Origin of the sequence: Vibrio ichthyoenteri ATCC 700023, from assembly GCF_000222605.1 — a bacterium.
Lineage (GTDB): Bacteria > Pseudomonadota > Gammaproteobacteria > Enterobacterales > Vibrionaceae > Vibrio > Vibrio ichthyoenteri.
In genome coordinates, this window is sequence record NZ_AFWF01000069.1 from 23,571 (window position 1) to 47,324 (window position 23,754).

Genomic DNA, 23,754 nt, shown 5'->3' on the forward strand with positions numbered 1-23,754 from the left:
CCCGAGTGTGATCGAGGCAACATTTTGTTCAATTGGTAGGTGTGGTTGTGGAGATTTGTCATAAATGTCGACTAGCTTTATTGGCGAGTTTGATGTGATACCAAGCACTTATTAGAGGTCATTTTTTTCCTCAGTGTGACTTGCGTCATGTTGATGCTCACATTTGGCCCTCTACGCCCTAACTCCTCCTCCTTCCTACTCTGGAGGGGAGGAGGATGTATTGCCCAGTGCAGCAATGCACGATAGCCCATAGAGAAATAGAAAGGATCTCGCCGATGAAACCGACACAACAGACCCAATTCGATAAAACCTCATTTCAGAACAGTGTTAAAAAACACCTCAGTGCTACTTATGCCACGACGATTGAACAAGCGTCAAGCCGTGCTTGGTATCTGGCGATGGGGCGCGCATTAGCGGAAATAACCACTTTTGATCTATTAGAAACAGAACAAGATGAGCGTATTCGCAATGCGAAAAGCGTCAACTACTTATCTTTGGAGTTTTTGATTGGTCGTCTGACAGGCAACAACTTGATCAGCATGGGCTTATATGAGCAGATCACGGAAGCCATGAATGAGTTGGGACAAAATTTAACCGACCTTCTTGAAGAAGAGCGTGACCCATCACTTGGTAATGGTGGTTTAGGTCGCCTTGCCGCTTGTTATATGGATTCATTGGCAGCACAAGAATACCCAACTGTGGGTTACGGTTTGCATTATGAATATGGGCTGTTTAAGCAGTCTTTTGAGAATGGCCACCAAAAAGAAGCCCCTGATGCATGGTGTGGCGTTGAAGGCTATCCATGGGAGATTGCTCGTCCGGAGCTTGCACAACAAATTGGTTTTTATGGGCACGTAGAAGTGTATCAAGACCAAGGCCGCGAGCGTCGTCGTTGGGTGCCGGGCATGTCAGTAAAAGCCATGCCGTGGGATATTCCCATTGTTGGCTATCAAAGTGAAACAGTGTACCCGCTGCGTTTGTGGGAGTGCCGTGCGATTGCCCCTTTCTCACTAGAAAGCTTTAATAATGGTAACTACTTTGAAGCGCAGCATGCGCTGATTGATGCCGGCAACATTACCAAGGTTCTCTATCCAAACGATAACCATGAAAAGGGTAAAACCTTGCGCTTAATGCAGCAGTATTTCCATAGTGCTGCTTCAGTACGCGATATTCTTCGTCGTCACGAAGAAGCGGGCCACGCTTTAGAATCGTTACCTCAATATGAAACGATTCAACTGAATGATACTCACCCAACGATCGCCATTCCTGAATTGATGCGTATTTTCATGGATGAAAAAGGGCTGGAATGGGCTGAGGCATGGGCGATTTGTTCTAAGACCTTTGCTTACACCAACCATACCTTACTGCCAGAGGCACTCGAAACGTGGAGTGAATCTTTGATTCAACGTTTGTTGCCGCGTCATATGGAAATTATCTATCAAATTAACCATCTGTTTTTGCAAGACGTTCGCGCCAAGTGGCCGGGCGATGTGGCCAAGCAGCAGAAACTGTCGATTATTCAAGAAGGTTTCCATCGCATGGTGCGCATGGCGAACCTATGCGTGGTGGGGGCATATGCCGTCAATGGCGTAGCAGCGCTGCACTCACAATTGGTTAAGCGTGACTTATTTCCAGAGTTCAATGAGCTTTATCCGGGACGCTTACAAAACGTCACCAATGGCATTACGCCACGTCGTTGGTTGAAGTTCTGTAACCCTGACTTGAGCCAATTAATCACCGACAAAATTGGTGACGAGTGGCCAGCTAAACTTGACCAATTAGAAGCCATTTCGCAATACGCCAATGATGCGGAATTCCAGCAGCAATTCATGGCGGTGAAAAAGGCCAATAAGCAGCGCCTTGCGGATTGGGTCAAACAGAATATGGATATTGATCTGGATACCAACGCGATCTTCGATGTACAGATAAAACGTCTGCACGAATATAAGCGTCAGCATCTTAATATGTTGCATATTTTATCGCTCTATCATCGCCTGCTTAACGACCCTGATTTTGAGATGACACCACGCGTCGTTATCTTTGCTGCTAAAGCGGCGCCAGGTTATCACCTCGCAAAACAAATTATCTACGCCTTGAATATGATTGCTGAGAAGATCAATCACGATCCTCGCATCGGCAACAAGCTCAAAGTGGTGTTTATGCCGGATTACCGTGTGAGCTTGGCGGAAATTATTATTCCTGCCGCTGATGTGTCGGAACAAATTTCGACTGCAGGTAAAGAAGCGTCGGGCACCGGTAACATGAAGATGGCGCTTAATGGGGCGTTGACGATTGGTACCATGGATGGCGCTAATGTTGAAATTCGCGAAGAAGTAGGTGATGACAATATCTATATCTTCGGCCTAGATATTGATGAAGTCGAGCAAGTACGCAGCGGTGGCTATAACCCGTATGATTACTACAATGCCGACCCATTATTGAAAGCGTCACTGGACTTGTTGCTTGGTGATGAATTTACCCCAGGCGAGCCGGGTAAGTTGCGCGCCACTTACGATAGCTTACTTGATGGCGGCGATCCGTATTTGGTATTGGCTGATTTCGCTTCGTACATCCAAGCGCATGAAGACATGGGTAAACAGTATCGTGATCAGGCAGGCTGGGCGAAAAAAGCGATCTTAAATACTGCGCTGGTGGGTAAATTCAGTTCAGACCGCAGTATTCGTGACTACGTCAATAACATTTGGCAGCTAGAAAGCGTTAAGCGTTAAGCGTTAAGAGTCAGTCAGCCGTTTCTAACCTTGGGTGTGTTGGAAGCGGCTCCCTTCCGATAAAGGCTATGCGTGGCAATGATGTATGCTTCCTACGCGTAGGAGAATGTGATGATAAGTTCAAACACGTTAAAGCAAGTCGCTGAAATGGCGAGAATCGCCGATCACTATGTCAGCGCATGGGGTGAAGAGACCCCGGTAGAGCAGCAAACTATCGTGAGTTTGTTGAACGCTTTGGGTTACGACACCAGCGGTGACGAGCAACTGCTAAACTCCGCGCGTAAAAAGCACAAACCGGATTTATTAAAATCTGTCATGGTGTTTAATGATCAACAAGCCATCGAAATTCCACTGCATCTTGGTGTGAGTGCTCGTGAAAGTGATTTTAGCTGGCGCTTAATCACCGAAAATGGTGAGGAATATGGCGGTTATCTTCAATCCCAAATCATTCGCGATGAGCGAGATAAAGGCGGCCCGTTAGTGTTCTCGTTACCTAATGATTTGCCTTGGGGTTACCACCAACTCAGCGTTGAACGTAAACGCAGAAAAGCCCCTTATGTGATGACGTTGATTCGCACTCCTAGCGCCTGTTACAAGCAACCAGAAATGGATAATGGCAAAAAGATGTGGGGACCTAGCATCCAGCTTTACACTTTACGCACTTCTCACAACTGGGGAATGGGCGATTTTGGTGACTTAAAGCAGTTGGTTGGCGAGATTGCTCAGCGTGGGGGAGATTTTGTTGGCCTCAACCCGATTCATGCTTTGTTTCCGGCTAATCCTGAAGCGGCGAGTCCTTATAGCCCGTCGTCACGTCGTTGGTTGAATATTCTCTACATCGATGTCAGCTCGGTGCCGGAGTTTTCGCTTTCGACCGAGGCGCAGCAGCTGGTCGGTAGTGCTGAATTTCAACAACGTTTGCAACAAGCTCGAGATTCACACTGGGTTAATTACAGCGAAGTTGCGAGCCTTAAACTCTCAGTATTGCCACTACTGTTTAGCGAATTTAAGAAACGTCATCTAGACCCCAATAGTGAGCGTGCGGCCGCTTTCCTTGATTTTGTCGAGCAAGGGGGAGAAAGCTTACGCCATCAAGCAACCTTTGATGCGTTGCACAGTGTTTTACATGCGCAAGATACTCAGATTTGGGGGTGGCCTGTTTTCCCTGAAAAGTATCGCCGTTTCGATAGCCGTGCGGTTGAGCAGTTTAGTGCAGATAATCAAGATTTAGTCCATTTGTACATGTATCTGCAGTGGGTTGCCGATAGCCAAGTGAATGAAGCTCAAATGCTGGCAAAGCAAAAAGGTATGGCGCTTGGTATTTATCGTGATTTAGCGGTAGGGGTGGCGGACTCTGGTGCGGAAACGTGGGCGGATAAAGGCAATCTTGCGCTGGATGCCAGTATTGGTGCTCCGCCAGATATTCTAGGACCGCTAGGCCAAAATTGGGGATTACCACCGCTTGACCCACAAGCATTGCAAGCCAATGGATTTGACGCTTATATCCAATTATTACGGGCGAACATGCAGCATTGCGGAGCGCTACGTATCGATCACGTATTAGGATTGCTGCGTTTGTGGTGGATTCCTAAAGGTGATCAAGCAACGCAAGGCGCGTATGTTTACTATCCGGTGGAAGAGATGTTGGCGATTTTAGCGCTGGAATCTCATCGCCAGCAGTGCAGTGTGATTGGTGAGGATCTTGGTACGGTACCTGATGAAATCATCGATATCTTACGTGATGCCGGTGTTCATTCTTATAAAGTGTTCTTTTTTGAGACGTCAAAGCAAGATGGTGGTTACCTTTCTCCTGCGCATTATGCTGGGCAATCAATGTCGGCATTGTGCACACATGACATGCCAACGTTGCGTGGATTTTGGCACTGCGATGATCTTAAAATGGGCCAAGAGTTGGGCTTGTATCCAGATCCATTGCAGCTACAAAGATTGTTTGATCAGCGCTTGAAAAGCAAGCAAGGTATCTTGGATTCGGTGGCATGGCATGGCCATTTACCAGAAAGTACTGGGCGTGATGCTCAATATGTCGCGATGGATGAAAACTTAGCTGAAGCTTTGCAAGTACACCTTGCTGGTGGTTCTTCGGCTTTGATGAGTGTGCAGTTGGAAGATTGGCTACAAATGGATAATCCGGTCAATATTCCTGGTACTGTGGATGAGTATCCGAACTGGCGTCGTAAACTCACGCTCAATTTAGATGATGTATTTTCTGATGCACGAGTCAATCGCGTAGCCGATAAGTTGACCCAGATGCGTGAGAAAGCCAGTCGCATATAACAATATATGACGTAAAAATATGGCATGAAAAAATTATGGATGGGTCACTCAATTGTTAACCAAATTTGGTTACTATAGACAAAGACTATATGAAATTTTACACCTAAATAATTAGGTTGATTTGCCTGCTTAGCGGAGAAGTATTTTGTTAAGCAGGCTTTTGCTTGTTAAGTGCCTCAACTAAGTATTGAGTCACTGCTAAGCCGAAAGTTAGGCTAGGGAGAGAATAACTTGAACACCAAGACTATAGATAAAATAACACAGGCTTATCAGCAACTTTCACATGCTTCAATGGCAGACCCTTTTGCTTTTTTAGGCCCTTACTTACCACCAAGTGAGGGATCTCTTAGGGTATGGATGCCCGGTGCCGACAACGTTGCATTATTAATTGATGGTGAACCTCGTGTTGAGTTGGTTCGCCAAGGCGACTCGGGTTTTGTCCTACCTCAATCACGCGATTTGCGTTTTACCCACTACCAATTAGCTGTGGATTGGAACGGCTCAGAACAGATTATTGATGATCCTTACCAATACCATGGTATTTACGCTGAATATGATGATTTGCATACGCCGAAAGCGATGTATCACCATATGGGGGCGCAGTTCGTCACCATTGAGCGTGATGGTAAGTCTATCAGCGGTACGCGTTTTTTAGTGTATGCACCGCATGCCAGCGCATGTAGCGTAGTCGCAGATTTTAATCATTGGGATGGTCGTCGTACTCCGTTACAACGTTTGGATTATGGTATTTGGGGGATCTTTATCCCTGAACTAGCAGAGGGTACGCGTTACAAATTTGAGATGAAGGGACCGCAGGGAGAAGGGCTTCCGCATAAGGCCGACCCTTGGGGATTCTATGCTGAGCAACATCCTTCTTTCTCATCAGTGACTTACGATCATGGGCGATACCAATGGCAAGATAGCCAATGGCAGCAGCGCCCAGTAACAGAAAAGCGCAAACAAGCGCTGTCATTCTATGAGTTACATCCGGGTTCATGGCGCCGTGATGAGAACAATGAGTTTCTCAATTATCGTCAACTAGCAGAACAACTGGTGCCTTATCTCGTCGATATGGGTTACACCCATGTTGAACTGATGCCGGTTTCAGAACACCCGTTTTATGGTTCATGGGGCTATCAGCCAGTGGGCTTATTCGCTCCAACCAGCCGTTTTGGTTCACCTGATGACTTTAAGTTCTTTGTTGATGCCTGTCACCAAGCCGGTCTTGGCGTAGTGCTGGATTGGGTGCCTGCGCACTTCCCGTCAGATGATCATGGTCTGGCTAATTTTGATGGTACGCCACTCTACCACGATCCGGACCCTCGTCGCGGTTGGCATCAAGATTGGAATTCATTTATCTACGATATGGGGCGTGAAAATGTTCGTCGTTTCTTAGTCTCCAACGCGTTGTACTGGTTTGAGCAATTTCATATCGATGGTATTCGCGTGGATGCTGTGGCATCGATGCTCTATCTTGATTACTCGCGCAGCCATGACCAATGGGTACCGAATATTGATGGTGGTAACGAGAATTATGACGCCATCGCGACCTTAAAATGGATGAACGAAGAGGTGTATAAACACTTCCCGAATGCGATGACCATTGCTGAAGAATCAACAGCGTTTCCCGGCGTTTCTGCGCCAACCTTTATGGGCGGTTTAGGCTTTGGTTTTAAATGGAACATGGGTTGGATGCATGACAGCTTGTCGTATATCCAACAAGATCCGGTGCACAGAAAATATCACCATAACACCATTACCTTCCCGTTAATTTATGCCCATAGTGAAAACTATGTACTCTCTTTGTCGCATGATGAAGTGGTATACGGAAAGGGATCTATCCACAACAAGATGCCTGGCGACGAGTGGCAGCAAACCGCAAACTTACGTGCCTACATGGGCTACATGTATGGTCAACCGGGCAAAAAGCTCAACTTTATGGGGGCGGAATTTGGTCAAACGGGTGAGTGGAACCATGATGATCAGTTGCAGTGGTTCTTACTGCAATTTGAACGTCACCAAGGGGTGCACAAGCTGACTCGAGATCTCAATGCCCTCTACCGAGCACAACCGGCATTGTTCGAGTTGGATTGCGAACCCAACGGCTTTGAATGGCGCTTACAAGATGCCGAAGATGCCAGTATCTTGGCCCATGAGCGGATCAGTGAGCAAGGAGAGAGAGTGCTTGTGATCACCAACTTTACACCGGTTCCACATCAGGAATTCCGTTTGGGCGTGCCATTGGCGGGTGATTATCAATTGCTGCTTAATACCGACGCGAAAGGATATGATGGTAGTGATTATCCTGTGCATTCAACACTTTCAACCGAAGCGATTGAAAGTGAGAGCCAAGCACAATCATTATTGATCAGTGTGCCACCCCTCTCGACGCTGTTTTATAAAATGGCCTAACGAAAATCCTATATTGATGTACGAGCCCCTCATTTGAGGGGCTTTTTTGTCGCCACGGTTAACTCGCAAGATGATGAATATCTCCTACACTGATTGAAAAGGAGAAATTGTATGATTACAGCGCTTTATGCAGCCTTGTTGGCACTATTGATGATGTGGTTGGCGGTTCAAGTGATTAAGCAGCGCCGCAAGAACAGAGTGGCTTATGCTGATGGCGGTATTGAAGGGCTACAAATTGCTCGCAGTGCGCAAGGGAATGCGGTTGATTCCATTCCGATAACGGTCATTTTATTAGCGTTACTGGAGTTCAACGGTGCAAATGTTTTACTTATTCATGGTTTGGGGATCTTGTTTTTAGTTGGGCGCATTGTTCATGCGCGAGCTATTTTGGCGCAAGATCTGAAAGGCCGGGTTATGGGGATGAAACTAACCTTTGCCACCATGTTTGCATTGGTCGTACTTAACTTGATTTATCTACCCTTCGATAAATTGTGGTAATGGCGTTGGGCAATAAGATGAGATTAGATTGGCCACCAGCATGGTTGTTGGTGTTGGTTGGACTGATTCTTAATATTTTAGCGATCTTGATGTCGAGTATCGTATTGGAGGATCTTGGGGGTAAGAGGGCATTATTAACGGAGCGTAAACAAGATAATTTGTATTCCATTCAATTGGCGTGGAACAGTGTAGAAACGTTGGAACGAAAACGAGAATATTTGCTGCTTTATGTCGCTCAACCTACACCGGTTGAAGAGGTGGCGCATGCGATGAGAGCAGAGCTGCGTAAGTGGCTTAACCTGTCAATTCCCCCATTGGTTAAGCACAATGTTCTGCAGTTAATGGAAATGATTGATGGTGGGCAACAAGAGTACCGTAATCAAATTGATGGCTTTTATTTAAAAAATATAACGCTGACTGAGCAGATGAACCTATTGGATGACCGTATCGCTTGGTATCGAAATATCAGTTTGTTTTTGCAGGTATTTGGCCTGGCACTGATTCTTGCACGTGATTTAGCGCGAAAGTGAATAGTTTGGAAATGGATAACTCGGAAATGGATAGTACGAATTTGGTAAATTCATATCGATAACAAACCGCAGTCAATGCTGCGGTTTGAACATCGGTTATGGTGTGCTTCTAGCGGAACAGCCACTTGTTCAGTGGAGTGCGCTCAAGGCCTTTCACCAACGCTAGTGTAATCACTACGGTGCCAGAGAAGACTAAAGCGTCTTTAGCTGGTCCAGTCACTTCCAGTAGGCCGCTTACATTCATCATAAAAATGATCACAGGTAAGTGTGCCACGTAAATCGGCAGTACCGACTTAGACAAACTAAGCACCCATGGGGTGTTACCCATATTTGGTTTTGCTAATAGGAATAAGAAAATCCCAGTTCCCCACAGCATGGTGCCAAAGAGGAAGTCATTGCCATTAAAAGGCTGTTGGTAAGTGACTAGCCAATACGCTTCGGCAAAGTGCATCGCCATTCCTACTAATGCCATCACCATCGCTTGCAGGGCCGTCACTTGAATGTCCTTTTGGCGAATAACAAAGCCAATCACAAACATTAACGTACTGAAGAATGGGCCATTGCGGGTGAAAAATGGTGTCCATAATTCGGTAATGTTCTGGTAACTGCCAGCTAGTACGCCATAAATGTACAGAACCGCAGCGAACGGGATTAGCCAGTTGAGCTTGTCGGCTTTGGCGAATAACGCGGTGATCAACGCAGCAATCATCAGTGCTGGAATAAACCACAGATGCACTAACCCGCCTTCCAATAGAGTATTGAGTGGCGATTGAGCAAGAAAGCCCCAGTAGCCGCTGCGCTCTGCGAGGTAACCTTCGGTCATTAACTTATGGAGGTTAAATGGCATTGCGAGACAAATTACACTCCAAACGATGAAGACACGGAGAAGTGGAGCACAGTAACGTTTGACGGTTTCCATTGGTGTTGCGGTGAGTTTGGGTTGGATCAGATAACCTGAAATCAAGAAAAACAGCGGAACAGCAAAGCGGGTCGATTGGTTAAAAATATAGCCAAACCATGGGGTGTCTTGATAGAGAAAGTAGCTCAGAAACATCTGGCAGTGCATTGCGACTACGACAAAAATCGCGATTAGGCGGCCGAGCTCAATGCTGGTGATTTTTTTTGATTCCATTGTTTTATTTCTATGTTCATTAAAAGCGCGCCAACGCTAGCAGGAAAACGCTTGCGTGCAATGGATATCTGTCAATTTCAATGTTGATTTTCAATGAATGTTTTTAAATTCGAGATGCAAATCAACTTTGTTGTCTTAAGTAAATCGTTCGTTAGGGTTGCAAATAAGTACGACCGTGCTAAAAATAGAGAAAGTAAAAGCAATACGGTTAGATCATGAGTAAAGGTCGATTAACTCGCGAAGTCATTTTGGCGACGGCTTTTGAGCTGGCAAGTAAGAATGGATTGGAAAGCTTAACCATCGGTGAGCTGGCAAAGCAGTGCTCGATGTCTAAGAGCGGTTTGTTTGCCCATTTTAATTCCAAAGAGAATTTACAAATAGCGGTGATAGAGCACGCCAACCAAGTGTTTATTCAACGTGTTATTGCGCCAGCACGCAGCCTTGGTGATGACGATATAACGCATAAGCTGAAAACTTTACTGGGTAATTGGTTAGGTTGGAACCACTCTTTTCAAGGCAGTTGCATGTTTTTGGATGCGTGGAAAGAGAACTCAAGCGCCAATACGCCATTACAAGTGGTGTTAAAGAAAACCGTGGCGATGTGGATTGGTTACTTGGAAATACAGGTCACCAAAGGCATTGAGCAAGGGCAATTTCGAGCAGACCTAGATGCTCAACAAGCCACATTTGAACTGTATGGACTCTATTTAAGTGCTCATTTGTTTTATTCGATCCGCGGAGAACAAGTCAGCCAAGGCCATTTTTGGCTCGGTATCGATCGCTTAATCTGCGATTGGAAACATCATTAGTGAGATAAATGGAGAGAAGATAGCCTTCTCTCTAATCGATTAATAACCATAAATAGCACGGTCGTTCGTTTATGGTGATAGTGCAAAGGAACCGAAGCAATGAGCGAAAAAATTTACTTCAATACATCGAACAAGTTTAGTTTTAAACGTAGCTTGGTGAATGTATCTACCCGCTTGCATCATCGCTTGGCGCCGCATCATGCTCGTAATACTGCGCGTAAATTACTGCTTACGCCGATGCGAAATAAGCCAAAAAATAGCGAACCTCAGGGTTTAGTTAAAGGCCAAGTGATCTCCAAAGAGGGCACTCTGAGTACGTATTCTCTTGGTTGTGGCCCAGTATGGGTTCTGACTCATGGTTGGTCAGGTACGGCCAGTCAGTTTTTCCCTCTGATGGAACATATTGCCAGTCGCGGTTATACCGCTCTGGCTTATGATCATCCGGGGCATGGTGAAAGTGAAGGGCGATACGGGCATATCCCGGCATTTGTTGGTGGCCTAGAAGCCATTTTAGATAGTGTTGATGAAGTCGCAGGGCTTGCGGGTCACAGCATGGGGACAGCTTCAGCGATTGAGTGTCATCATATAAAATTGGTGGATAAACCCTTGCTGCTTATCGCTCCAGTACTGGATTATCTCGACAATTTATTTGGTAGTGTTGCGCGTTCAGGCTATTCGATGCGCCTGTTTAATGATGTGGTGCAAGAAATCGAAGCGCAATATCGTTATCCGATTCAATCGATAGATCCTTATAACAAGCTTGCTCAGCGCCAATCAAAAACCATGATTGTCCATGATGAACAAGACAAATTTACTAAATTTGCAGTGTCACAACGCGCCGCGAATGAGATGAAAAATGTGACGTTGGTGGCGACACAAGGCCAAGGGCATGGGCGAGTCATGATGTGCCAACAGGTCATGGATAGCTTCGACAACCTAATTTAGAATCAATATCTTAACATCTATAACCATAATGTTGACATGGTTAACAAATTCGCAAGGCAAAATATTTCCTTAGAGGGTTATGTGGGATCATTTCATATGCCATCTGGCCCTCATAAGGAAAATAATAATGAATAAGAACGATAGTGTCCCCCTACCCAGTAATACCCGAGAATGGTTAATTAACCGCAATAGTCTGATCATATTGGCTGATATCGCCCTATTTGCTGCACTCTACTTTAATCTACCGTTTGATCCGCAAGTCGTACTTGGCCTAAGTATGTTGATTTTCGTCGCTATTCTTTGGCTAACGGAAGCGCTGCATGTCACGGTGACAGCGATTTTAGTTCCAGTGATGGCGGTATTGTTCGGTGTGTTTGATACTCAGACTGCCCTTAACAACTTTGCCAATTCAATCATTTTCCTCTTTCTTGGTGGTTTTGCTTTGGCGGCGGCAATGCACCGACAAGGTTTGGATAAAGTGATCGCAGATAAAGTGCTGATCATTGCCAAAGGTAAAATGAGTACCGCGGTGTTTATGCTGTTTGGTGTGACTGCGTTACTTTCAATGTGGATTAGTAATACCGCCACCACTGCGATGATGCTGCCTTTAGTTTTAGGTGTATTGAGCAAGGTGAACGAAGAAAGTGGCCATAAAACCTATGTATTCGTGCTGCTAGGTATTGCATACAGTGCCAGTATCGGTGGTATCGCGACCATTGTGGGTAGTCCACCAAATGCGATTGCTGCCGCTGAAGTTGGCTTGACCTTTACCGAATGGATGGCATTTGGTTTGCCTACCGCGGCCGTCTTGTTACCAGTGGCAATTGTGGTGCTTTATACTGCGCTGAAACCGGAGTTGAACGGCGAGTTTGAACTCAACCACGAACCGGTGCATTGGGATAAAGGGAAAGTCGTTACTTTAGCGATTTTTGCCGCGACGGTTTTTTTCTGGATTTTCAGTAAACCGATTAATGCGATGTTAGGAGGCTATGCCAAATTTGACACCATTGTTGCCTTAAGTGCGATTGTCGCGGTTAACTTTGCGCGCGTAGTGCATTGGAAGGATATTGAGAAAACGGCAGATTGGGGTGTGTTACTGCTGTTTGGTGGTGGTATCTGTTTGAGTAACGTTTTAAAAGCGACGGGAGCAAGTGTTTTTCTTGCCAATGGGCTGAGCGAAATGATTTCTCATATGGGGTTGTTCTTTATCGTTGTGGTGATCGCCGCTTTCGTGGTGTTTCTCACGGAGTTTGCCAGTAACACAGCCAGTGCTGCATTACTGATCCCAGTATTTGCCAGTGTTGCTGAGGCGTTTGGGCTTTCGCCGGTTATTCTTTCGGTGTTGATAGCGGTTTCAGCCTCATGTGCTTTTATGCTGCCAGTTGCGACGCCACCGAATGCCATCGTATTTGGCTCTGGTCATATCCAGCAGAGTGAAATGATGCGAGTTGGGATAGTGCTGAATATTGTCTGTATTGCGGCCTTGACGGTGATAGCGATGCTGTTCTGGTCTTAGCGTCTAACCGCAAGAGAAATCTACGTAAAAACGCCGAGCTTGCTCGGCGTTTTGTATATTGGGGAGACCACCTAGATGGTGATGTTTGGCCGCACCCGAGTGAATAACACGAATTCATCACAAATCTTAATTTTACCGGTAGAGGATTGCCCAAAACCAACGTTAGATAAGATTCACATCCAACATTTATTGTTAAAGTTTTACTTCTTGGAATCGTTATCTTTTGTGTACGGATATGAAAAAGCATCTCTTATTTTATGCTCTAGCGCTGTTGTTAGTTGGTTGTGGTGGTCCATCGGACAAGAAAATGTTGCAGCAGTATGTTGACTATACCCAGTTCAATCGTGATATGCCGACGCTTTATGAAGTGAGCAAGCACAAAAAGCTCAACGGTTATGAGCAATCCGACACAATGTATATTGCCGACATGAGTCATGAAATAAAGTTTTTGATGGATTTTGACCAGTTTAGCCACTACATCAACGAAAGTGCTGGCTTTTTTGCCCCAGTTTATTTGATGCAGCTACGAGCTGAGTTTGGTGATTTTAAACAAGGCGACGTAAAGAAAATGACCAACAAGATCACTTTTATCAAGAAGGAGAGTGGTTGGACGCTGTTTCAACCCTAGCGTTCTGCATTGAGATAAAAAAAGAGCCGGTCAGTCGACAGGCTCTTTTTGATCAAGCGTTGAATTATTCAGCTGCTTTCTTGTTTGATGCCCAAGCGTACATAAGCTCAAGAGCGACAGTTGCACCGGCAAGGGCCGTTACATCGCTGTGGTCGTATGGCGGTGATACTTCTACCACGTCCATGCCGACGATGTTCATTCCAGCGAATCCGCGAAGAATTTTCAGCACTTTGTCTGAATTTAGGCCACCACAAACCGGTGTGCCCGTGCCAGGAGCAAAAGCAGGGTCTAGACAGTCGATATCAAAAGTCACATAAACAGGCTTATCACCCACTATGCCACGTACTTTCTCAACGATTTCTGTTGCTGTCATGTCATTCGCTTGCATCGCGTTAATCACATTGAAAGCATGATCTTGCTGTTCGTATTCGGTACGAATACCAATTTGCACCGAGTGCTTAGGCGAGATCAGACCTTCTTTCGGCGCATGGTAGAACATGGTGCCGTGGTCGTAAGCGCTGCCATTGGCATACGTATCAGTGTGTGCATCGAAGTGAATCAATGCCATCTCACCGTGGTGTTTCGCGTACGCACGTAGAATTGGCAGTGTGATGAAGTGATCACCACCCAACGCCAGCATGGTCTTGCCATTTTTTAAGATTTCACTGGTCGCCTTTTCTAAGCGGTAAGTGAAGTCTTCAGCATCGCCACAATCGAATACTAGATCACCAGCATCAATGACTTTAGCGCGATCAAACACATTGAAATCCCATGGGAATTTTTTACCTTCCCAGGCAAGATTCACTGATGCTCTACGAATTGCATCTGGGCCCATACGTGCGCCAGGACGGCCCGATGTTGCCATATCCAGAGGGACACCCAGTACCACCAAGTCAGCATCGCTGCCAATAGGGTTACGTAGGTAAGGACGGCGCATAAAGCTCATCGAATTCGAGTAGAGTGAATAATCGGTTTTGCTAAACAAATCATTCATTTAAAAATCCTCTAAATAGGTGTAACCGCTGAGGCCTTGTTCGAGCTCTTGCAGTACCTGTTGTTGTTCTTGTTGGTTAACTCGCTGGTTAACGAGCTCGCGATAATGCTCGCGAATGTCTTCCACGTCAATGTGAACGTAACGCAGCATGTCTTCAACCGTGTCACCTTCATCGATTCGCTCGATGATCGCTTCGCCGTGATCATTTACCGTCACGACTGCACTATGGGTGTCACCAAACAAGTTATGCATGTCACCTAAAATTTCTTGGTAGGCACCGACGAGGAAGAAACCCATTAAATAGGGCTTGTCTGTGCTCCATGCTGGTACTGGCAATGTTGTTTCGATGCCTTGACCTTCTACGTACTGCTCAATGGCGCCATCAGAGTCACAGGTGATATCGAGCATCACCGCGCGACGATCTTCCAACTCTTCTAAGCCAGATAGAGGCAATACAGGGAAGACCTGGTCAATACCCCATGCATCTGGTAATGATTGGAACAGCGAGAAATTGACAAAAAACTTATCGGCCAAGCGTTCGTTCAATTCATCCAAAATTGGACGATGGAAACGGTTTTTGGTGCTCAAGGCACGAGTCGGAGCTCAAAGTATATACGCAGTGAAACTTGTTCAGACCAAGCGCGTTGCGGCAGGTTGAGTAGACCCATCGCAAATTGTGAGTGCACTTCAGATAAGTCACTTTGTGTATCGTTGTAAATTTCAATCAATGCGCGCGCATCGCTGCCTTCTTGCAATGCTTGCAAGTTGCGCCACATATTTTGCAGTAGCGTCGGCGCGTCATCTTGGGGCGCGTCGATATGCTCTGGTTGATACGTTTCAGTGCCAATTACGTTGGTGATCAAAACGGCGTGGTGTGCAGTCAATGAACGGCCAGATTCTGAAATAATCACTGGCATTGGCTGCCCGTAGTCTTGGCACACATCACCAACGGTTGACACGATATTTCGCGCGTATTCAATCAGCCCATAGTTCATCGAGCTTGATGATTGGCTGCGGGTACCGTCGTAATCGACTGCTAGGCCACCACCGATATCAAAGAAATCGATTTTTGCGCCCATTTCACGCAGTTCACAGTAGAAGCGTGCCGATTCATTCACACCATTACGAATATCACGAATGTTCGCCATTTGTGAACCAAGGTGGAAGTGAACCAGTTGCATTGCATCCAACTGATCTTCTTTCTTCAGGCGGTCAATAACGGTCAGTACTTGGGAAGCCGATAAACCAAATTTTGATTTTTCGCCGCCACTTGCTTGCCATTTACCGGCACCCTGTGAGGCCAAACGAATACGGATACCTAAGCGTGGTTTCACGCCAAGGCTCTTGGCTTCGGTGAGAACCAAATCAAGTTCAGAGAGCTTTTCAAGTACAATGAATACTTTATGGCCAAGCTTTTCGCCAATCAGTGCTAGTCGAATGTATTCGCGGTCTTTATAGCCGTTACACACAATCACGGAGCTGGCTTTTTGCGCCAAACCTAACACGGCAAGCAGCTCGGGCTTACTACCCGCTTCTAGGCCAAGTTGTTTGGTTTCTAAGCTTGCTTGGCTAGCAAGAATCTCATCAACCACTTCTTTTTGCTGGTTTACCTTAATCGGGTAAACCAAAAGATAGTTGTTCGGGTATTGATACTCTTCAATAGCTTGGTTGAACGCCTGACAAATACCATGCACGCGCTGGTGCAGAATTTGTGGAAAGCGAACTAACACCGGCAAACTAAGCTGCTTTTGTTCTAATTGAGTAACAATTTTACTTAATGGAATTTGGTGCGCTTTGTCGGTGGTAGGAGATACGTACACTTCGCCTTGGTTATCAATGCCATAAAAACCTTGGCTCCAGTAATGTACGTTGTAATCCGCGCGCACGCGGTCTAATTGGGATGTTTTTTCCACATCTATTCTCACGAAAATAGAGAGAAGAACATGAATCAGATTACGCTGATATCACACCTGACACGGCGTTGTAGGGCTTACGTGTCGCGCGCATTAACGGATAAATGGCAGACGGAGTAAAACAAATTAAAATTATCGATTCGACAACGGAGTGTTGAGTAAAAAATATGCCTAAATCGTCGTAAATTCAACTTGTTTAGCAACAAAAAAACGCCCCAGAGTATGGGGCGTTTTTTTACAAATCAATCTTCTTCAACCAGGCTGCTATCTTCAGAGTAATCTTCAGACGCATCAGGTTTGTTACGACCATTTAGAGTATGGAATCGCTTACGACCACGAGCGAGTTGAATGTACTTCAACCAAATACGCTCAAGTTTCGTTTTTGCTTTTCCTGGGTTCTCAATCACTTTTACAAAGTGTTTCTCTTCCGCATTCTGCGGCGATAACTCACCCGTTTCTAAGCCAAACATGGTGTCACCATAAAGCGTTAGGATTTCCTCTTCGGCAAGAGTAAAATCGCCAGACTTGGCAAAACCACGCGGAAATTTCGTGTTGTCGTAAAAGCGTTTTTTGCCATGACGAAATTCAGTGTCAGACATTTCGATAAACCTCAAATGGTATGGAATGGACTAAAGACCAGTGCCATTGAGCTTTAATATTAGAACGCCCTAATCAGCATTGGTATATGGCGAAAATTAGGCGTAAAGTTGCAAAAAGAAAAACAAAAAATTTTTATTATATCCATTAATTAATATTGTTAAATCAATGTAACATTTTGAACTTTCTTGCTTTATTAATTTAGGATTTCCCTGCTAATCTTGCAGTGCAATTTTCTGAGGTATGACAATGGACGTAAAAGTCTTTAGAACATTTTTAGAGTTGGCGAAAGTTCGCCATTTTGGACGTGCTGCTGAAAACCTATATATAACACAAGCTGCCGTAAGTGCCCGTATTAAGCAATTAGAGGGTTATTTCGATACTCAGCTTTTTATTCGTGACCGTAACAACATTAAACTGACTTCTGCGGGGGAGCGTTTAGTTAGTTATGCAGAGGTTATGGTGACAACCTTGCAACAAGCAAAGTTAGAACTGTCTCTAGAAAGTGGTAAAAAGTTACAACTTACCATGGGTGGTACTCCCAATGTTTGGGACGCTTACCTACAAAACTGTTTGAGTGCAACGACAGAAGCATTTGACGGTTATGGCTTTATGGCGGAAGTGATGGGGCGCGAATCTTTGGTTCGTAGTTTACAAGAACGCACGCTGGATATGGCCTTTGCTTTTGATCAAATAAAAGCAGATGAATTGAATTGCAAAAAAGTCGCTGACGTTGTTCTTCTTTTGGTTTCCACCGACTCGCACTCATTCGATACTGTTTTTAGTGATAAATATGTTTACGTTGACTGGGGTACCAAGTTTGCTTCTGAACATGCTGAGCGTCACTCAAAAGTGCCGGCTCCTTATCTTAGAACGTCGACTGCCCGTATTGCTTTAGACTTTATTTTGGAAAAAGGTGGTAGTGCTTACTTACCTGCATCACTGGTTGAACCCTTCTTTAGCAGTGGACAATTGCATAAAGTGGAAGGCGTAGAAGAGTGGTGTCGTCCAATTTACTTGAGCTACCGTAAAGCGAGCACATCGGTGGATGCGATTAAACAAGTTGAAGAATTGGTGAAAAATATCGATCCAATTACAGCCTACAGCTTGCAAAACGCTGCTGAGAGTTAACCGCAATCAAGCTTTGAAAAAACCTCGTCATTGAACGAGGTTTTTTGTTTTAAGCGAGCTTATTGGCTGGTACAAGTCCCTTTTATCGCCATCTTGGTTTTCGCGACTTCGGTTCGACCTTCCTCTTCCTCAATCACTTCTAAATTGGCCCCACCAACGAATAGTCCAATCTTAATGTATTGCTCTACGAAATAGAGGCGCCCAGTTTCAGTATACAGAGTGATGTTATTGGCCGAAAACTCAGATTCAGTGCCGATGGTGTGCTCTTTATCACCCCCCACTTCTTCATAGAAGAAGATCCCGGGGGCGGTTTCACCCACGCACTCACCATTGAGGTAGACGTCTTTCTTTAGCGCTTGGCCAGCAAAAGCATCGGCACGGTAGATATAGATACCCGCCTTGTCTTTGCTAGGTGTTGAAAACTCCAATGCTTGATCGCTTTGAGTCGTATCCGCTGTTGGCACAGAGGCACAACCAGAGACGCCGAGCAGAAGAGCAAGCGCTAAGCCCATTTTTTTCATGATAATTCCCTTTATCCATAGATTGAACGCACTAATTTAATTGATTGTTTTATAAACAAACATACGGGCATTGAATATTTGCGATGCAAAATGAAGCCCTAGCTATTTGATGATAAATGATCAATTTTGCGAGTGAGATGGCTTTGCTTATCGTGAACAAAAGGAGTGGAATACGCACAGAGCTGAAGATCTTATCAAGATGCACAGCTCTGAGCCTAGAGGCAACTCTAGGCGGGGGGGGGGGGTGATGATTGCCAGCGGTAGGTTTAAAGATTCATTAAGCTCTCAATCGATTCTTCAATCGATAAAGTTTGATAACTGTGAACTCTAACCCCTTCTTTGGCTTTGATTTCTATCGCATCAATATTGGATGTTCCATGATAATCAATAATACCTAGCGATTGGTCGACGGTTTTACAAATGAGTTTTGAGTGATCACAAAGCACGATCGTGCATGAATGTAAGTACATAGCCAATTTCCTATTGCTTATCCTTGCAATGCTTGTCTCTATTACGGCGGATGAAACAAGTTCCTAAAATAAATTTAGCCAATGATTATTGGATAAGCAACTAGGTGTTTAATTTATCAGTTAAGTGATTGACCGTTTTATATTGAGTTCCGGTTTTGGCTACAAAACTGGTCGGCAACAGGTAAACTTAACAAAAATAAGCCACGAGAAAATTAGCATGAATCACTTGGTTCTAAGCTCACAAGATCAGCAGGTACAGCAATATCAGCTCGCAAGAGAAACGCGTGATGCTCGTTTTGATGGGCATTTTTTTGTGGCAGTAAAAACCACTAAAATTTTTTGCCGTCCTATCTGTCCCGCCAATTTACCCAAAGAAGAAAATGTGGAATATTTTGCCGATGCTGCGCGAGCGCTGCATGCTGGCTATCGTCCTTGCTTACGTTGTCGACCTGACAGCGCCCCCCATTCATGGGCATGGCAGGGGGTTGCGACTTCATTTGAGCGCGCATTGAAATTGATTGAGCAAGGTGAGTTACAAAACAGCAGTTTGAACAAGCTGGCCGATCGGCTAGGTATTACCGATCGTTATCTTCGCCAGCTATTTCAGAAAAGGTTAGGTATGGCGCCGAAGCAATACGCGCTTTACCATCAGTTGATGTTTGCCAAGCAGCTTTTGCATTCAAGTAATATGAGCATTACGGATATTGGCTTTGCGAGTGGATTTAATAGTACCCGTCGTTTTAACGATGCATTTCGTAAAGCGCTTAATCTAACGCCAAGTGAAGTGCGCAGAGCGACCCATTTACCCACCGAAAAACACACCATTGAATTGAGTTACCGAGGGGCGTTTGCTTGGCAATACGCTTTAGACTTTTATCGCCTTCGGGCTATTGAAGGACTGGAATGGGTGGGTGAACACAGCGCTACCAGCGTCGCGTCCAATTGGGTGAAGCCAGCGGCCAATTTACGGTGTATTTTGGCCGCAAGCCACAAAAGGTGCTGCTGGAGTTTGAATTGTCTGATATCAGCCAAATGAAGATGTTAGTTAATCAAGTACGGCGGATGCTGGATTTAGATGTTGATACTCAGGTGATTGAGGCCCATTTTCAACAAGTTGAACCTTGTTTGGTTAAACACTCAGGTTTGCGTATTCCTGGAGTTTGGAATGTTTGGGAAGCGGGTGTTCGGGCAATATTAGGTCAACAAGTCTCAATCAAAGCGGCGATCAATCAACTGAATTTATTGGCTCACACGTTGCAACCGCTTGGAATAACACATTTTCCAACTGCACAAGAAGTCGCTCAAGCGGATTTAAACTTCTTACGTATGCCACAAAGTCGTAAAGAGACGCTAAAGCGTTTTTCTGAGCTGATGATAAGCGAACCTGATGCAGATTTTAGCCAATGGTTGGCATTAAAAGGAATTGGCCCATGGACGGTTAACTATGCCGCTTTGCGTGGTCTTTCTCAGCCAGATCGATTTTTAGATGGCGATCTCGTGGTCAAAAAAGCCATGGTTCAATTTCCCAATATTAATGCCACATCAGTCGCACCGTTCGGCAGCTACGCGACGTTTCATTTATGGAGTCACACAGTATGAAACACTACACAATCATTGAGTCTCCACTGGGACCAATGACTCTGCAAGCCAATGAGGATGGGATCACTGGAGCTTGGTTTGAAGAAAATACTACTTTACCCGAGGATTTAGGCGTACGAGATGATCAATTCGTCCATTTGCTGGAGGCCGCGAAGCAGCTTGAAGAATATTATTTGGGGATACGCAACCAATTTACCTTGCCTCTTGCTGCTAAAGGTACGGCATTTCAGCTGCAAATTTGGCAAGCGTTAACGACGATACCATTTGGTGAAACGTGGAGTTATCAGCAGTTAGCCAATGCGATTGGTAACCCTAAAGCGGTGCGCGCGGTCGGTTTAGCTAATGGGAAAAATCCGATATCTGTTATTGTGCCTTGCCATCGCGTGATTGGTAAAAATGGAAAGCTCACTGGCTATGCTGGCGGCGTCGCACGAAAAGCGGCACTGCTTAAACTAGAGCAGGGCTATTAGGCTTTGCTTTTGTTCACGGGGTATTCATTGGGGTCAAATAACGGTTTCTTTGAGCTGAAAAATTCACAAGCGGCGCGGGTTGCTAAAGTAGGTTGTTGCCAAGCTTCACACAAATCTTTCAGATTATCGCGCGCCCGGCTGAACTGCCGACACTGACCACATTTAAACATCGTGCTTCCCTTCTATCACTAGACAGACAGTCTAAGCTCTCTTGTGAACCTTCGCGTTGATCTCGCACGATTTTATTGCAGCTTGTTGGTGCTGAGTTGTTCAAATAGGGCAAGATAAGAATGGGTTTCTAAATGCTGATCATTTAAGCCAAATTTTGCGGCTAACTTATGGAGTTGATCGCGGTAGCGATCTAATGCCGCTTCATCATCGGTCATGATGGCAAATTCAGCAAAGTGGCCGATATTAGGCAGATAATCAAAGGTGATGTGAAAGGCACCAACAAAATAAATACTGCGTATTTTTTGCGTGATAACCCTCACCTGATAACCCATATTCTCCAGCATGCTTTTAGCGGCAATTGAATTGGTGATATTGGTGGCTTCGCAACGATCGGCTTCAGGGCCTTTAACGATCCATAGCTTAATACCGGAAGGTTCCATTTCACGGATAGAGATGGTTTTGTTTTGTGCTTTGAGCGTTTGTTGGGGCGTGTCGAAATACCAATCTGTCTCTGCATTTTCAAAGACCATCACCTCATGCTCGATGTGCTGCAATGCGGTATGAAAATCTTGCGGGCAAGCCACGCGGTATTTTAGCTCTACCTCGTACTTGCCCTTAAAATGTTCGTGGCTCATTAAACGTCCTTGTCTATGCGTCTCTATATATGCGTCGCTATCTATGCGTCTTTGTTTAGGCGCTTATGCATTGGAACATAGTTCAAAATCGAAATTGGTAGCGGTTTTGCAGGCACAAATCCTTCCACTTCACGACGTTCAAGCAGATGACCTAAGCGGCTCTCAATCATGCATAGGTTTTTGAAGTTATCACGAGAAACAAATGAGATCGCTTCGCCGCTGGCATCCGCACGACCAGTACGACCAATACGGTGAACGTATTCATCGGCTGGGAAGGGTAAATCGTAGTTAATTACGCGAGTTAGACCTTCAATATCAATACCACGAGCACCAACGCCCGTTGCGATCATGTACTTAATCTTACCTGCTTTGAAATCTTGCAACAGTTGTGAACGTACCGCTTGGCTGCGACCACTGTGGAATGCTTCCGCTTCAATGCCACGTTTTTCTAGCTGTTGCGCCAGTTTCGCCGCGCCATGTTTTGTTTCGATAAAGATCAATGTTTGATCCCAGTCGTTCTCTTTAATTAAGTGGCTTAGCAGTGCCGATTTTTTATCTTTATCAACCGCAATCAACCACTGCTCAATGCTTTTTTTTGATGCTTGGTTAGCGGCGATTGAAATTTCAAACGGGTTGTAAACAGCGGTCTTAGCGAGTTCACGAACTTTGTTTGACAGAGTGGCCGAAAACAGTAGGTGCTGAATATCGGTAGGTAAACGGTCGAGGATTTTATTGATGTCTTCAATGAAGCCCATATCGAGCATGCGGTCAGCTTCATCGAGTACCAGCATTTCGACTTCGTCAAAATGCACGGCGTGCTTACCGTATAAATCCAATAGACGGCCCGGAGTGGCGACGAGAATATCGACACCTTCAATCAGGGCTTGTTTTTGTGGTTTCTCATCCACACCACCGTACATTGCTAGCGATGTGAGTGGTAGGTGCTGTCCGTAGTCACGGACTTTTTCTTCCACTTGGCATGCTAGTTCACGAGTTGGTGTTAGGATCAGGGCACGAATGCGTTTCTTACGCTGAGTTTCACCTTTGCTCAATTTTTCTAAAATAGGTAATACGAAGCTGGCTGTTTTACCGGTACCTGTTTGCGCTGCCGCAAGTAGATCTTGGCCTTTTAAAATCTCAGGAATCGCTTTGTTTTGAATAGAGGTTGGCTTGTTATAGCCAAGCTGATTTAGTGCGTCTGTGATTGGTTGGCTTAAACCAAGTTTAGAAAATGGCATGATTGAACTCTGCATCAAAAAGTGGAAAGGGGCTGTTGCCCCTTATTAACGCGCTGAGTTTAGCATGAAGATCACAGAGTTGTTACGAGATAAATGACGTAACGGGTAATCGATGTTTCGGCGCAGATCGTTTCGGTCTTGCTTAGAACATATTCTCGTTGGATTTTATCTCTTTCATTGCTTTGTCTTTATCGTGCTTGTGTTCGTCGATTTTCTTTTGCATTTCATCGCACTTACCATGCGCCTTGTCGTCTGAACACGTTATTTCTTTCTCCATGTTTGCAGCTTTTTCTTTCATCTCGCCTTCATGTTTGCTCATGGTATCGGACATGGCTTTATCACCTTTGTCCTTCATTTGTTGTTTGGATGCTTCAAGGCTCATGTCGCTAGTTTCACCGTGGTGAGAAGCAAGAGTGGTGGAAGTGAAAAATAGCGCAGCAATAAGAGCAACGAGCGTAGAAGTATGAGTCATAGCAGGCCTCTTGGTGTTGAAATATGTCGATGGTTTTTCAGTGAAGTAG

General features: G+C 45.2%; 19 protein-coding genes and 2 pseudogenes. 12 read left to right on the forward strand and 9 right to left on the reverse strand.

Features of this window, described 5'->3' with window-relative positions:
• Positions 1-275 precede the first annotated feature (275 nt).
• The 5 genes from RH85_RS06205 to RH85_RS06225 all read left to right on the forward strand — a co-directional run bounded on the left by RH85_RS06205 (position 276) and on the right by RH85_RS06225 (position 8,464).
• Positions 276-2,729, forward strand: coding sequence for a glycogen/starch/alpha-glucan phosphorylase (locus tag RH85_RS06205; protein ID WP_006711356.1), 2,454 nt, complete (start codon positions 276-278; stop codon positions 2,727-2,729).
• 111 nt (positions 2,730-2,840) lie between these two features.
• Complete coding sequence (malQ, locus tag RH85_RS06210; RefSeq protein ID WP_006711357.1) at positions 2,841-5,024, forward strand: 4-alpha-glucanotransferase; 2,184 nt, start codon at positions 2,841-2,843, stop codon at positions 5,022-5,024.
• A gap of 291 nt (positions 5,025-5,315) precedes the next feature.
• A complete protein-coding gene (gene glgB / locus RH85_RS06215) occupies positions 5,316-7,436 on the forward strand; it encodes a 1,4-alpha-glucan branching protein GlgB (protein WP_420895794.1) in 2,121 nt (706 codons plus the stop codon).
• A 111-nt stretch (positions 7,437-7,547) separates the two neighbouring features.
• The gene (locus RH85_RS06220; RefSeq protein ID WP_006711359.1) at positions 7,548-7,934 is read left to right on the forward strand and encodes an MAPEG family protein; all 387 of its coding nucleotides are present in this window, start codon (positions 7,548-7,550) and stop codon (positions 7,932-7,934) included.
• Between the two features lie 17 nt (positions 7,935-7,951).
• Complete coding sequence (locus RH85_RS06225) at positions 7,952-8,464, forward strand: hypothetical protein (RefSeq protein ID WP_039948767.1); 513 nt, start codon at positions 7,952-7,954, stop codon at positions 8,462-8,464.
• Between the two features lie 109 nt (positions 8,465-8,573).
• Here the strand turns inward: RH85_RS06225 and RH85_RS06230 are convergent, their stop codons facing one another.
• Positions 8,574-9,596, reverse strand: coding sequence for an acyltransferase (locus tag RH85_RS06230; protein WP_006711361.1), 1,023 nt, complete (start codon positions 9,594-9,596; stop codon positions 8,574-8,576).
• Positions 9,597-9,811: 215 nt separating this feature from the next.
• On the opposite strand from RH85_RS06230, the gene RH85_RS06235 reads away from it, so the two are divergent.
• From RH85_RS06235 to RH85_RS06250, 4 genes are all read left to right on the forward strand, one after another.
• A complete protein-coding gene (locus tag RH85_RS06235; protein WP_006711362.1) occupies positions 9,812-10,405 on the forward strand; it encodes a TetR/AcrR family transcriptional regulator in 594 nt (197 codons plus the stop codon).
• A gap of 99 nt (positions 10,406-10,504) precedes the next feature.
• Positions 10,505-11,350, forward strand: a complete 846-nt coding sequence (locus RH85_RS06240; RefSeq protein WP_006711363.1) for an alpha/beta fold hydrolase — start codon at positions 10,505-10,507, stop codon at positions 11,348-11,350.
• A gap of 127 nt (positions 11,351-11,477) precedes the next feature.
• The gene (locus RH85_RS06245) at positions 11,478-12,866 is read left to right on the forward strand and encodes an SLC13 family permease (RefSeq protein WP_006711364.1); all 1,389 of its coding nucleotides are present in this window, start codon (positions 11,478-11,480) and stop codon (positions 12,864-12,866) included.
• Between the two features lie 235 nt (positions 12,867-13,101).
• Positions 13,102-13,494: a hypothetical protein gene (locus RH85_RS06250; RefSeq protein ID WP_006711365.1), complete on the forward strand. Its 393-nt coding sequence runs from the start codon at positions 13,102-13,104 to the stop codon at positions 13,492-13,494.
• A 64-nt stretch (positions 13,495-13,558) separates the two neighbouring features.
• Here the strand turns inward: RH85_RS06250 and speB are convergent, their stop codons facing one another.
• The 3 genes and pseudogenes from speB to RH85_RS06265 form a co-directional block, all read right to left on the reverse strand.
• Positions 13,559-14,488: an agmatinase gene (speB, locus tag RH85_RS06255; RefSeq protein WP_005593388.1), complete on the reverse strand. Its 930-nt coding sequence runs from the start codon at positions 14,486-14,488 to the stop codon at positions 13,559-13,561.
• Positions 14,489-16,401, reverse strand: a pseudogene (gene speA / locus RH85_RS06260) (arginine decarboxylase).
• 242 nt (positions 16,402-16,643) lie between these two features.
• Positions 16,644-17,000, reverse strand: coding sequence for a MaoP family protein (locus RH85_RS06265; protein ID WP_006711366.1), 357 nt, complete (start codon positions 16,998-17,000; stop codon positions 16,644-16,646).
• Between the two features lie 247 nt (positions 17,001-17,247).
• Here RH85_RS06265 and RH85_RS06270 point away from each other — a divergent pair, with 247 nt between their 5' ends.
• Complete coding sequence (locus tag RH85_RS06270) at positions 17,248-18,129, forward strand: LysR family transcriptional regulator (protein ID WP_006711367.1); 882 nt, start codon at positions 17,248-17,250, stop codon at positions 18,127-18,129.
• Positions 18,130-18,188: 59 nt separating this feature from the next.
• Here RH85_RS06270 and RH85_RS06275 read toward each other — a convergent pair whose 3' ends face one another.
• Positions 18,189-18,653 carry a DUF2846 domain-containing protein gene (locus RH85_RS06275; protein WP_174269567.1) on the reverse strand — a complete coding sequence of 155 codons (465 nt, stop codon included), beginning with the start codon at positions 18,651-18,653 and terminating at the stop codon, positions 18,189-18,191.
• 263 nt (positions 18,654-18,916) lie between these two features.
• Positions 18,917-19,120 (reverse strand): hypothetical protein, encoded by a 204-nt coding sequence (locus tag RH85_RS06280; RefSeq protein WP_006711369.1) that lies wholly within the window; start codon positions 19,118-19,120, stop codon positions 18,917-18,919.
• Between the two features lie 217 nt (positions 19,121-19,337).
• On the opposite strand from RH85_RS06280, the pseudogene RH85_RS06285 reads away from it, so the two are divergent.
• Together RH85_RS06285 and RH85_RS06290 are read left to right on the forward strand one after the other, a co-directional pair.
• Positions 19,338-20,719 (forward strand): annotated as a pseudogene (locus RH85_RS06285) (DNA-3-methyladenine glycosylase 2 family protein).
• Entirely contained in the window at positions 20,716-21,189 is a 474-nt protein-coding gene (locus RH85_RS06290) for a methylated-DNA--[protein]-cysteine S-methyltransferase (RefSeq protein WP_006711370.1), read from the forward strand. Before RH85_RS06285 ends, RH85_RS06290 begins: the two are co-directional and overlap by 4 nt.
• 242 nt (positions 21,190-21,431) lie before the next feature.
• On the opposite strand, the gene RH85_RS06295 is transcribed toward RH85_RS06290, so the two are convergent.
• From RH85_RS06295 to RH85_RS06305, 3 genes are all read right to left on the reverse strand, one after another.
• On the reverse strand, positions 21,432-21,995 hold the full coding sequence (locus tag RH85_RS06295) for a class IV adenylate cyclase (protein WP_006711372.1): 564 nt from the start codon (positions 21,993-21,995) through the stop codon (positions 21,432-21,434).
• Positions 21,996-22,036: 41 nt separating this feature from the next.
• Entirely contained in the window at positions 22,037-23,233 is a 1,197-nt protein-coding gene (locus RH85_RS06300; RefSeq protein ID WP_006711373.1) for a DEAD/DEAH box helicase, read from the reverse strand.
• A 142-nt stretch (positions 23,234-23,375) separates the two neighbouring features.
• Positions 23,376-23,705, reverse strand: coding sequence for a hypothetical protein (locus RH85_RS06305; RefSeq protein ID WP_006711374.1), 330 nt, complete (start codon positions 23,703-23,705; stop codon positions 23,376-23,378).
• Positions 23,706-23,754: the final 49 nt, after the last annotated feature.